The organism is Ameyamaea chiangmaiensis, assembly GCF_013376175.1.
GTDB classification, from domain to species: domain Bacteria; phylum Pseudomonadota; class Alphaproteobacteria; order Acetobacterales; family Acetobacteraceae; genus Ameyamaea; species Ameyamaea chiangmaiensis.
Map to the genome: position 1 here is coordinate 15,134 of NZ_JABXXR010000004.1, position 12,011 is coordinate 27,144.

Annotated in this window: 12 protein-coding genes; all 12 read left to right on the forward strand. The window is 64.4% G+C overall.

Features of this window, described 5'->3' with window-relative positions; translation table 11 throughout:
- The first annotated feature begins 19 nt into the window (after positions 1 to 19).
- Positions 20 to 1,015, forward strand: coding sequence for a phosphogluconate dehydrogenase (NAD(+)-dependent, decarboxylating) (gene gnd / locus HUK82_RS01180; RefSeq protein WP_176612199.1), 996 nt, complete (start codon positions 20 to 22; stop codon positions 1,013 to 1,015).
- Between the two features lie 70 nt (positions 1,016 to 1,085).
- Positions 1,086 to 2,618 carry a glucose-6-phosphate dehydrogenase gene (zwf, locus tag HUK82_RS01185; protein WP_176612200.1) on the forward strand — a complete coding sequence of 511 codons (1,533 nt, stop codon included), beginning with the start codon at positions 1,086 to 1,088 and terminating at the stop codon, positions 2,616 to 2,618.
- 2 nt (positions 2,619 to 2,620) lie between these two features.
- On the forward strand, positions 2,621 to 3,475 hold the full coding sequence (locus tag HUK82_RS01190) for a Cof-type HAD-IIB family hydrolase (protein ID WP_246495016.1): 855 nt from the start codon (positions 2,621 to 2,623) through the stop codon (positions 3,473 to 3,475).
- Positions 3,476 to 3,489: 14 nt separating this feature from the next.
- Positions 3,490 to 4,311, forward strand: a complete 822-nt coding sequence (locus HUK82_RS01195) for a Cof-type HAD-IIB family hydrolase (RefSeq protein ID WP_176612202.1) — start codon at positions 3,490 to 3,492, stop codon at positions 4,309 to 4,311.
- Positions 4,308 to 5,039 carry a 6-phosphogluconolactonase gene (gene pgl / locus HUK82_RS01200; protein ID WP_176612203.1) on the forward strand — a complete coding sequence of 244 codons (732 nt, stop codon included), beginning with the start codon at positions 4,308 to 4,310 and terminating at the stop codon, positions 5,037 to 5,039. The genes HUK82_RS01195 and pgl overlap by 4 nt, the downstream gene beginning before the upstream one ends.
- A gap of 81 nt (positions 5,040 to 5,120) precedes the next feature.
- Positions 5,121 to 5,813, forward strand: a complete 693-nt coding sequence (gene rpiA / locus HUK82_RS01205; RefSeq protein ID WP_246495014.1) for a ribose-5-phosphate isomerase RpiA — start codon at positions 5,121 to 5,123, stop codon at positions 5,811 to 5,813.
- Positions 5,810 to 6,352 carry a gluconokinase gene (locus HUK82_RS01210; RefSeq protein WP_176612205.1) on the forward strand — a complete coding sequence of 181 codons (543 nt, stop codon included), beginning with the start codon at positions 5,810 to 5,812 and terminating at the stop codon, positions 6,350 to 6,352. The genes rpiA and HUK82_RS01210 overlap by 4 nt, the downstream gene beginning before the upstream one ends.
- A 126-nt stretch (positions 6,353 to 6,478) precedes the next feature.
- Positions 6,479 to 7,111, forward strand: coding sequence for a GNAT family N-acetyltransferase (locus HUK82_RS01215; protein ID WP_176612206.1), 633 nt, complete (start codon positions 6,479 to 6,481; stop codon positions 7,109 to 7,111).
- Positions 7,111 to 8,016, forward strand: a complete 906-nt coding sequence (locus tag HUK82_RS01220) for a carbon-nitrogen hydrolase family protein (RefSeq protein WP_176612207.1) — start codon at positions 7,111 to 7,113, stop codon at positions 8,014 to 8,016. The genes HUK82_RS01215 and HUK82_RS01220 overlap by 1 nt, the downstream gene beginning before the upstream one ends.
- Complete coding sequence (locus HUK82_RS01225; protein WP_373318260.1) at positions 8,013 to 8,435, forward strand: ketosteroid isomerase-related protein; 423 nt, start codon at positions 8,013 to 8,015, stop codon at positions 8,433 to 8,435. The genes HUK82_RS01220 and HUK82_RS01225 overlap by 4 nt, the downstream gene beginning before the upstream one ends.
- Before the next feature lie 27 nt (positions 8,436 to 8,462).
- Entirely contained in the window at positions 8,463 to 11,063 is a 2,601-nt protein-coding gene (locus HUK82_RS01230) for a glycosyltransferase family protein (protein WP_176612209.1), read from the forward strand.
- Positions 11,048 to 12,010 (forward strand): cyclase family protein, encoded by a 963-nt coding sequence (locus tag HUK82_RS01235; RefSeq protein WP_212647781.1) that lies wholly within the window; start codon positions 11,048 to 11,050, stop codon positions 12,008 to 12,010. The genes HUK82_RS01230 and HUK82_RS01235 overlap by 16 nt, the downstream gene beginning before the upstream one ends.
- Position 12,011 lies beyond the last annotated feature (1 nt).

Consider the following 12,011-nt stretch of genomic DNA (forward strand, 5'->3'; position numbering starts at 1 on the left):
CGTATCAGGAGAGAGTTTCATGCAGATCGGCATCATCGGCCTCGGCCGCATGGGGGGTAACATCGCGGTCCGTCTGTCGCGCCACGGTCATACGGTCGTGCTGTTCGACCGTGATCAGGCGACAGTGACGAAAGTGTATGACCGCGCCGAAGCTGGCAACGCGATCAAGGCCAGCAGCGTCGAGGATCTGACCAAGAAGCTGACCGATAGCCGCCGCATCGTGTGGGTGATGCTGCCGGCGGGCGAGATCACCGAAGCCTGCGTGCAGGAACTCGACGGCTTGTTGTCCAAGGACGACATCGTGATCGACGGTGGTAACAGCTACTACAAGGACGATCTGCGTCGTGCCCGGCAGCTGATGGACAAAGGCATCCACTATATCGATGTCGGCACGTCGGGTGGCGTATGGGGCCTCGAGCGCGGTTACTGCATGATGTATGGTGGGACGAAGGATTCCACCGATCACATCGATCCGATCCTCAAGGCGCTGGCGCCGGGCAAGGGTGACGTGCCGCGCACGAGCGATCGCGATCAGCCGGGCCTCGATCCGCGTGCCGAAGAGGGCTATCTGCATTGTGGGCCGGCCGGTTCGGGCCATTTCGTGAAGATGGTTCACAATGGCATTGAATACGGCATGATGCAGGCCTTCGCCGAAGGTTTCGACGTTATGAAGTCGAAGAACTCGCCGGCGCTGCCCGAGAACGAGCGCTTCGATCTGAACATGGCCGACATCGCCGAAGTGTGGCGTCGCGGCAGCGTGGTTGCGTCGTGGCTGCTTGATCTGACGGCCGATGCCATGGCGAAGAACGGTGAACTGTCCGAGTTCTCTGGGCAGGTTGCGGATTCGGGCGAAGGGCGCTGGACGATCGAGGCCGCTATCGAGGAGTCGGTTCCCGTACCGGTCATGACGGCCTCGCTGTTTACGCGCTTCCGGTCGCGCACCGGTAACAACTACGCCGAGAAGGTGCTCTCGGCGATGCGCTTCGGCTTCGGTGGTCACGTCGAGAAGAAATAAGCATCGCCTGAGAATGTGAGCGCCCCGGCAGACGGGGCGCTCCACGACCATACCGGAGGAGAGGGGCACCATGGACGGACTGATCGCGTCTTCCTTTGCCATAGCCAGCGGCGCTGAAGACCAGACCAGGCTCCGGCGTGCGCCGGACTGCACATTTGTCATTTTTGGTGGCGGCGGAGATCTGACCAAGCGCCTTCTCCTGCCGGCGATTTATAATCTCGCCTGTGCCAACCTGCTGAACGAGACGTTTTCGATTGTCGCTGTCGACTGGGCCGACATGACGACCGAAGGACTGCGCTCGCAGTTCCGCGACGCCATCGACGAGTTCGTGGCCCGACGCGGCACGGCCGCGGCCGTCCTGAACGAGACCGTCTGGGACTGGATGATGGAGCGTATCTCCTATCTCCGGGGGTCGTTCGAAGAAGCCGATACCTACAAGGCACTTGGCGATAAGATCGGGACGACCAACGCGGTTTTCTATCTGGCCGTCGCGTCGCGCTTTTTCGGCACGATCGTCGACCAGCTGGGCGAGAGTGGCTTGACCACCGAAGATGGTCAGTTCCGTCGCGTCATCATTGAAAAACCGTTTGGCAGCGATCTTGCCTCGGCCAAGACGCTGAACGCGCGTCTGTTGCGAACGCTGACAGAGAGCCAGATCTACCGCATCGATCATTATCTCGGGAAGGAGACGGTGCAGAACATTCTGGCCCTTCGATTCTCGAACGGTATTTTCGAGCCGTTGTGGAACCGCGAGAACATTGACCACGTGCAGATCACGGCCGCCGAGACGGTCGGCGTCGAACGCCGGGGTGGCTTTTACGAGGGTACGGGCGCGCTGCGCGACATGGTGCCCAATCATATCATGCAGCTGCTGGCGATGACGGCCATGGAAGCGCCGACGTCGTTTCAGGCCGATGCCGTGCGTGATGAAAAATCCAAGGTCCTGTCAGCTATTCATCCGATGCGCCCCGAAGATATCGTGCGTGCGCAATATGTGCCGGGCAATGTCGGCGGCGAGCCGGTGAATGGTTATCGGCAGGAAATGAACGTCGCCGCGACGTCGCAGACCGAGACGTTCGTTGCCATGAAGCTGCGGATTGACAACTGGCGCTGGGCCGGGGTGCCGTTCTACCTGCGTACCGGTAAGCGCCTGACCTGTCGCAAGACGGAAATTGCGATCCACTTCAAGCATGCCCCCTATGCGTTGTTCCGCGACACGCCGGTGGAAAAGCTGACGCCCAATATCCTTGTGCTGCACATCCAGCCGACCGAAGGCGTGACGCTTCAGTTCTCGGCCAAGGTACCCGGACCGGCGGTGCGACTGGGGGGGGTGCGCATGAAGTTCGATTACTCGGACTGGTATACGGAGGGTCCGACCACCGGCTACGAAACGCTGATTTACGATTGCCTGATCGGGGATGCAACGTTGTTCCAGCGTGCCGACAACATCGAAGCGGGCTGGCGCGTCGTCCAGCCGGCGCTCGATGCTTGGGCGAAGGCCGAAGACCCCCTTTGCTTCTACGAGGCTGGGACCGCCGGTCCGCGCGACGCGGATGAATTGCTGTCGCGTTCGGGTCGCCGATGGCTGCGGCTGGTGCCCTGACGATGGAACATGACGTTGTGAACCCGGAGCGGGGGACCCCTGCGCAGACGATACGGCTGGTTGTGTCTGACATCGATGGCACGCTGGTGACGCGGGACAAGCAGTTGACGGAGGCGGCATTGAAGGCGGCTCGCGATCTGCGTGCCGCTGGAATCGCGCTGTGTCTGGTCAGTTCGCGTGCGCCGCGCGGGATGGAGATGTTCCTTGCACCGCTGGAGATCGACACGCCGCGCGCCGGTCTGAACGGCGGCCTGATCACGTCGCCGGACGGCACGATCCTGTCGCGTCTCTCGCTTGAGCCGCAAGCGGTCGCGGCGGCGCTGGACATGCTTGACGTGCACGGCGTCGACGCCTGGCTGTTTCGCGGACATGACTGGTTGGTGAGAAACGCCGGCGGGGCCTATGTGGGCAAGGAAGAGGCCGTCGTGCAGACACGCCCGACCATTGTGCGCAGTTTCGACGACTATCACGCCGAGGTCGGGAAAATCATGGGTTCGTCCACGGACTATCCCTTGCTGGAGCGTATGGAAATCGAGATCGGCGCGATGCTGGAAGGGCAGGCGAGCGTGCATCGCTCGTCGGACTATTACCTCGACATCACGCATCCCGATGCCAACAAGGGCTACGCGGCGTGTGCGCTTGCGGCACGGCTGGGGCTGGATATTTCCGAAGTGGCGTGCATCGGCGACATGAGTAACGACATTCCGATGCTCAAGGTCGCAGGTCTGGCGATCGCCATGGGCAATGCGCCCGAGACGGTCAAGTCGCACGCGCATTTCGTCACCGCGAGTAATGAGCATAACGGCTGGGCGCGGGCCATGGAACAGATCGTTCTACCGCGCGCGCCGCGTGCCTGAGGGGAGTTCTGGCAATGACCACTGACGGAACGGATATTCGACTGGTTCTGGCGGACGTGGATGGCACGCTGGTCACGAAAGAGAAAATTCTGACGCCGCGTGCCATACGGGCCGTGGAAAAGCTGCGTGAGCGCGGGATTGTGTTCACGGTGACCAGCGGCCGACCGCCGAAAGGCATGGCGATGTTGATCGAGCCGCTCAAGCTCGACCAGCCGATCGCGGGTTTCAACGGCGGCCTGATCGTCAAACCGGACTTCACGCAAATCGAGGCCCGGACTTTGTCCAGGGACGTGGCCCGTCGCACGATCGCCATCATGCGCCAGCACAAGGTCGATGTGTGGGTGTATAATGGCAACGACTGGATCGTGGGCGATGCGGACGCTCCCCACGTCGCGCGGGAGCAATGGACGGTGAAATTTCCGCCCGTCGTGCGCCCCGATATCGAAGCCGCGCTCGACAGCGTGGTGAAAATCACCGGCGTGAGCGACGATCTCGATCTGATGGTCCGGGTCGAGAAGGATCTTCAGGACGCCATTGGTGACGTGGCATCGGCGGCCCGCTCGCAGCCCTATTATGTCGACGTGACCCACCACGACGCCAACAAGGGCGGCGTGGTCGAGGCCCTGGAGCGTCTGACCGGGATTGGTCGCGCGCAGATGGCCACGTTGGGCGATCAACCCAACGATGTCGTCATGTTTCGGAAAAGTGGCGTGTCGATCGCGATGGGACAGGCAATCGACGACGTGAAGAAGCAGGCAACGTACGTCTCGACCTCCTCGGAGGAAGAGGGGTTCGCGACCGGTGTGGAGCGTTATATTTTGGGAGAATCTGTATGACCCAGGACGTCACCACGGGACGCGTCGTCGTCCTGGACAATGGCGAGGCAATCGCCCGTCATGTTGCCGACTGGCTGCTGGATAAGGCGCTGGCCAAGACCGGCGCACCGTTTGTCGTCGCGCTGTCGGGTGGATCGACGCCCAAGCGGCTTTACGAGCTGATGGCCGAGCCAGCATACGCGGCCCGGTTTCCGTGGGCCAACACGCAGTTTTTCTTCGGTGACGAGCGATTCGTGCCCGTTGACGACCCCGCCAGTAATTTCAGCATGGTGACGACGGCACTCCTGTCGCACGTGCCGATGCCGCCGGCCAATGTCCACCGGATGAAGACCGAAGGTGCGCCCGAGGTGGAAGCCGCGTCCTACGAGGCCGCGTTGAAGGCGCTCTATGGTGCTGATGCACTTGACCCGTCGCGGCCTTTGTTCGACGTTGTACTGCTGGGGTTGGGCGACAATGGCCACACCGCGTCCCTGTTTCCGCGTCAGCCGGTTTTGCGGGAAGAGACGAAATGGGTCGCGACCTGCGTGCCGGACGATGCGCCGCACACGCGCCTGACGCTGACCTATCCGGCGATCCAGTCCAGCCGGCATGTCGTCTTCATGGTGACGGGAGCCGCCAAGCAGGGCGCGTTCACGCGGGTGCGGGATGCCGATCCTGACGAGCCCGCAAGTTTCATCACGACCGAGGGCGATCTTGTCTGGTATGTCGATCCGGCGGTGGTCGGCTGAGGCCGCTGCCGGGACAAACGTCCCGGGCAAACAAAAAAGAAGAAGGACCGGAGATCGGTCATGGCAAGCGGGAACGGCGTTATGACGGATCAGGCAGACCGTCAGAAACAGGCGGTGGCGGTGGCAGCCGCCGCTCTGGTCGAAAACGGCATGGTGGTCGGGCTCGGTACCGGCAGCACGGCCGCTTATATGATCGAGGTGTTGGGTCAGCGCTGGGCCGAGGGTCTGCGTTTCGTCGGTATTCCGACGTCAGAGCGGTCGGCGGAGCAGGCGCGTGCGCTGGGCATCGAACTGGTCACGTTTGCCACGCATCCGGTCATTGACCTCGCGATCGACGGCGCTGATGAGGTGGAGCGCGGCACGCTCGACCTCATCAAGGGGCTGGGGGGGGCTCTTTTCCGGGAAAAGATTGTTGCAGCGGCGGCCAAACGGTTCGTGGTGGTCGCGGACGCGTCCAAGCTGGTCGACCATCTGGGCACCCGGACGGCCGTCCCCGTGGAGGTCACGCCCTTCGGGTGGGAGCGCACGGCGTACCAGATCGAGGCTCTGGGCGCGACGACGGTGCCGCGACGCGATCGGACCGGCAGTTTTTTCGTCACCGACGGTGGTAACTACATCCTCGACAGCAATTTCGGTGTCATGGACGATCCTCCGCGCGTGGCCCGCGAACTGCGCGAAGTTGTTGGCGTGGTGGAAAGCGGGTTTTTCATTGGCCGAACGTCCGAGGTTCTGATCGCGGGCGCGGATGGGGTGACCCGGATGGTGCGGTCATGACCGCCCCCCTGCCGATCGCCGAAGGGATCCGGCCCCGTATTCTGGTCATCATGGGTGTGTCGGGCTGCGGCAAGACGACGATCGCCGAAGGGCTGCAGAACACGCTCGGCTGGCCGTATGAAGAGGGTGACCGACTGCATCCCGCGGCCAATGTCGAAAAGATGGCGTCGGGGATTCCTCTGACGGACGAGGACCGGTGGCCGTGGCTCGACAGATGTCGGACGTGGATCGACGGTCATGCACGGGACGGCGGCATCCTGACATGCTCGGCCCTGAAGCGGAGCTATCGGGACAGGCTGCGATCGGGCGGTTCGGATGTGCTGTTCGTCTATCTCAAGGTGCCCGAATTCGTGCTCCGGGATCGGCTGGCGCATCGGACGGGGCACTACATGCCTCCGTCGCTGCTGCCCAGCCAGCTCGCGACGCTTGAGGAGCCCGGGGAGGACGAGGCCGCGTTGTGGATCGAGGTGCAGCACACACCCGCCGAGGCCGTGGCCCGCGTGATCGGGATGCTGCGGGCTCGGGACGGAGTGGTCTGAACACGCCGTCAGAACGCGGGGGCGGGAGTGTCCCGATCCTTCGCGGCCGCGTCATACGCAGAGGGCTGGGCAGCCTGACCTGAGGTAGCTCTGGCGGACGGGAATGCCGGGTGCCATAGTGCGTGTATGGTAACGATTGAGACCTGTTCAGGCGGGGAGATTCGCGCGGTTCTTGACGATCTGGCGCGACTGCGGATTTCCGTGTTTCGCGAGTGGCCTTACCTCTATGCGGGCGATGATGAAGCCTACGAACGCGCTTATCTCGACGTCTATGCCCGCTCGGCACGCTCGACCGTAGTGGTCGCACGCAACTCGTCCGGAGCGGTGGTCGGGGCGTCGTCCTGCCTGCCCCTGGCCGATGAGGGCCCCGCGATACGTGCACCGTTCGAGGTGCGCGGGATCGATCTGAGCCCGTTCTTCTATTTCGCGGAATCCGTTCTGTTGCCGGAGTATCGCGGACAGGGGATCGGTGTGCGGTTCTTCGAGGAACGTGAACGCGTGGCCCGGCGGAGCGGTGCGGCGTTCGCCGTGTTCTGCGCCGTGCGTCGCGCGGACAACCATCCGGCGCGCCCCCTCGACGCGCCGTCCCTTGAGGCGTTCTGGAGAAGGCGCGGATTTGTCCCGCTTCCGGGCGTCAGTTGTGATTTTTCTTGGACGGACGTCGGAGAGACGCGAGAAACCGCACACGTTCTTGATTTCTGGAGCAAGACGCTGCACGGCGAAGTGCTTCCCGACGCCCTGGCTGGAGTTGGCGTCTGATGTCCCGTTCCCTTCGTCTGGCCGTGGGCGCATGGCACGTGGAGCGCGCCACGCGCTTTGAGGATTTCGAGGCTCATCTCGATCGCATGGTGTCTGAGGCGGCACCGAGGGCGGACCTGCTGCTGCTGCCGGAATATGCCTGCATGGAGGTGGTTGCCGCGCTGACCGACGAGACCGATCCGACGGCCGAACTGCACGCCGCCTGCGATCGCAGTGACGACATCCTCGCCGCAATGGTGGCGGTTGCAAAACGCCATCGGGTCTGGCTGATGCCGGGCACGCTCCCTCGCCCCGAGGCCACCCGCATCCGCAACCGCGCACCGCTTATTGCGCCCGACGGCACCGTAGCTTTTCAGGACAAGCACGTGATGACCCGCTTCGAGAGCGAATCCTGGGGCGTTCAGGCGGGAAATCCACCCGGCGTGTTCGTGACGCCGTGGGGCCGGATCGGAACAGCCATATGCTATGACTCCGAATTCCCGATGCTAACACGCGCGCAGATCGACGCGGGAGCATGGCTGATTCTGGTGCCCACCTGTACCGATACGATGCACGGCTTCAATCGCGTGCGTTTGTCGGCCCAGGCCCGGGCGCTGGAGAATCAGTGTTTCGTTGCGGTGTCGCCCACCGTGGGTGCCGCGCCATGGCTGGCAACACTTGACCACAATCACGGGTGTGCCGGCGTGTATGGCCCGGTCGATCGCGGCTTTGCCGATGACGGCGTGGTCGTGGAAGGCGCGCTGGATCAGAGTGGCTGGGTGTTTGCGACGCTCGATCCCGCGTGCCTGACCGAGGTGCAGGTCAATGGCGGGGTTCGCAACCGACACGACTGGCCAGCCAGCGTGCCGCCGGCCAATGCCCTGATGTTTTCCGTAAACAAGACGTCTGTGCCGAAAGGAATATGAACACTATGTCCGTGGAGTCGACGCGCGAACTCATTGCGGCCTATTACCACACTTTCAATGCCGGTGACCGGGAGGCCTTCCTGGCGCTTCTGACCGACGATGTGGTACATGACGTCAACCAGGGTGGCCGCGAGATCGGAAAGGGCGCCTTTCGCGTGTTTCTGGAACGGATGGACCGGTGCTACCGCGAGGATATTCGTGATGTCGTCGTCATGGTCAGCGATGACGGCACGCGGGCAGCGGCCGAATTCATGGTGCACGGTACGTATCTCGCCACCGACGACGGGTTGCCGGACGCGTCCGGCCAGACCTACGTCCTTCCTGCCGGCGCCTTTTTCGACATCCGGGACGCAAAGGTGGCGCGCATCAGCAACTACTACAACCTGCCCGACTGGGAACGACAGGTTCTGGGCGGCTGAAGCCGTCGGACAACGACGGCGCACGGCGTGCGTGGCCTCATTCCTTTCCTGAGACGTCGGGCCGTCCTGTGTCTGGTGCTGGTGGCGCCGCTGCTTGTGCATCTGCCCGAACTGGTCACGGGGCTATCGTCTGACCCGCTGCCGATGATCTCCGGCCTCGGGCTCACGGGGGCCGACTGGCACGCGGGCATTGTCCCTGGACGACCCGGCTGGATTGACGGGAACGCCGGGGCGACCGTTCAGGCGCTCGGGCGACGGGTCGCGTGCGACTGGTGGCACGGCGAGGTGCCCTGGTGGAACCCTTATGACGGGGTTGGCATGCCGCTGGCCGGTGAGTACCAGCCGGCGGCGTTTTTCATGCCGTTTGTGCTCTTGCTCGGTCTCGACAACGGGCTGTTGTGGCTGAAAATCGCTCTGCAGACGCTGGCCGGCGTCAGCATGCTGTGTCTGCTGCGCCGGCTCCGGCTGAGCCAGCCGGCGTGCCTCGCTGGTGCTCTGGCCTATGGTTTCAACGGCACCTTTGCCTGGGCCTCCGATTCTCCGATCCAGCCTCTGCCGTTTCTGCCGCTGATCCTTCTGGGTATCGAACACGCTCGTGAGCGCGGGCTCGCCATACTGGCGCTGGGCGTTGGCGGCCTGCTTCTCGCGGGATTTCCGGAAACGGCGTTTCTGCTGGGTCTGCTCGCCGTCGGCTGGGCGGTGGTCCGGATGTTCGATGCCCAAGACACAACAGCGCGTATCGGCTTCGTAAGGCGGGTGGTGATCGGCGGTGTTGCGGGCTGTGCGCTGGCCGCGCCTCAACTCGTGGCGTTTGCGGCCTATCTGCCGGAGGCAATCCTTGGGCAGCACGGCGGCATGATCGATCGGCCCCTACCGCGATCGGGGTGGTCGATGCTGCTGATGCCTGCGATCAACGGCCCGATCTTCTTTGCCGACCAGACCTCCCTGTGGTTCCAGCTTGGCGGCTATGCCGGCGTGGTCCTTCTGACACTGGCGCTTATTGGTGTCTGGGTGACACCCGACCGGAGGCTGAGCCGCTGGCTGGTCGCGTTCATCGCGCTGATGGTGTGCAAGATCGGCGATGTCCGACCCGTCTCGCGCTTGCTGGACCTGTTGCCGGCGTTCGGTCACGCCATGGTGTTTCGCTATGGCGTGCCGGCGGTGCTCTGTGCCCTGACCGTGTTGGCGGCGTTCGCGATCGACGGCGTGTCCAGAGCGCCGGCACGGACGCGCTGGCGCCTGTGCGTGGCATGCGGCACGCTTGTCGCCGTACTGGCGACGATCGCCGTCTGGCAGGATCGCGCAACCATGGGCGTCGTGCTTGCGCAACCGGGGGGGTATGCGTTCGTCATTGGCGCCATCGTCTGGGGCGCCACCGGCCTGGGCGCGGTCATGGTGGCCGTGGGCAACGGGTGGTCGCGTCTGTGTGCCGGCGTTCTGGCGGTTGATGCGGTTGTCCTGTTCTGCATTCCGTTGCTCGGTGTGCGTCCCGCCGACCCGATCGATCAGGGGCTTGTGGCCTTTCTGCACGCGCGCCTGCGGCCGGGCGAGCGCGTGGTGTCCATGGGACCACTCGGACCGAATTACGGCGCGTATTTCGCCATTCCGTCGCTGAACCACATCACCGCCCCCGCACCGCGGCGCTGGATCGAGGCGCTGCGACGCGATATCGATCCAGTGCTGGACGAGGTCACGTTCAATGGCACGCTGCCGTTCGACATATCGGGGGATTATTCGCTGACGCGCGTCGTGGCGGCCGCCCCGGAGCGGCTGACGGCACTTGGTGTCCGCTTCGTCCTGGCATGGAAGGGCGCGCCGGTGCCCGGCATCAGACCGCTTGGCGCGCGCGAGGTGGGGGGGACACCGATGCTCGATCTGTCTCCGACCGGCCACGTGACAGAGATCGTACTGCCCCCGGGATCGCTGCCCACGGTGACGCTGGGGCAGTTGTCGCTACGTCGCGGGGGTGGCGCGACGGAGGGGCAGCTCCACGCGGCGTTGTGTGACGAGGCGACGTGCGGGTCGGGAGAGGCATCTCTGGCCGGGACCGGGGAGGGCGGCCAGATCTCCATCACGCTGCCGGACCGTTTCGCGGTCCCGGCGTCGGAACGGCCGGTCCGACTACGGCTGTGGCTGACGGGGGCGTCCGGCACGCTGTCCCTGTACCAGCGTGTGACGGCGGCGGGCGCGTCCGTGCCCGATCTTCTGGCATTCCGCGCCGATGCGCCGCGTGTCGTCTACGACGGTCCACGCGGGGTGGCGTATGAACTGCCGCGTGTTGCCCCGTATTTCGAGGCAGGCGATGCCTGCCGGGTGCGCATGATCGACCGCGCCAACGTCGAGGCGACGTGCCGTGACGCAAGCGTTCTTCTACGGCGCGAACTGATGATGACGGGCTGGCAGGCCCGGGTGAACGGCCGCCGTGTGACGCCCGGCACGGACGGTCTGTTCCAGCGCGTCCCGCTCCCGCGTGGTACATCGGTGGTGCGGTTTCGCTACGTGCCGCCGTATGCCAGACTGGGGTGGGCACTGGCGTGCGGCGGTGTGGTCACGCTCATGGTCGGCGCCGTTTCGGACCTGCGTAGACGCACAGAAAAGAGGATGCCTCAGGCATGGCCCCACCCGTGACACCACGCATGATACGGTCGCTTGCCGTTCCGACGCTGCTGATGGCGCTGAGCGCATGTACACAGACGCCGTCGACCGCCTCGGACTCAGGTCAGGGGCTTTGGCCGGTGTATGACCACGCGCTTCGGGACGCGAAATATATCGACCTGACCCATACGATCACGCCGGGTATGCCGGTCTGGGCGGGGTTTGGCACACCCCACTTCGCTCCGGCCGTGGCCGCCCGCGACGGCGTGGAGGGGCTGCGCGCCGGGCAGGCTTTCACCTATGCGCGGCAGGGGTTCGAGGCAACGGCACTGTCGTTGCCGACCGATCAGTTGGGGACACAGCTGGACCCGCCCGCTCATTGGGCGCCGGAATACCCGGGGATCGATGAGATTCCGGCAACCTATGCGCTACGCCCGCTCGTCGTGATCCCGATGCAGCAGCAGGTCGCGCGCGACTACGGCTATCAGTTGCAGGTGGCCGATATCGTTGCTTTCGAGGCCTCTCACGGACCGATCCCCGCCGGTTCGGTGGTGTTTGTGCGCTCGGACTGGTCGCGGCGGTGGCCGGATCCGTCGCTGACGCGCGAGACACGCTTTCCCGGCGTGTCGCTCGCCGCCCTGCGGTTCCTGCACGAACAGCGGCATATCCTGTTTCATGGGCATGAGCCGCTTGATACCGATGACACTCCCACACTGGAGGGCGAGGCATGGCTGATGCACCATGGTTATGCCCAGGCCGAGGGGGTGGCGCATCTGGATCAGGTCGCGGCGACGGGCTGTCTGGTGGCGATCGGGTTCCCGAAAATCAGGGGAGGGACGGGCGGTCTGGCGCGCTATGTCGCGATCTGCCCGTCGCGCTGGCCCTTCGGCGTCAGCATCGATGCGACGCATGATGCGCCCCTGCCACTCGCGGACAGGCCGCTGCGGTGGGATGCGGCGGTCGGCACACGGGTGCGCTGAC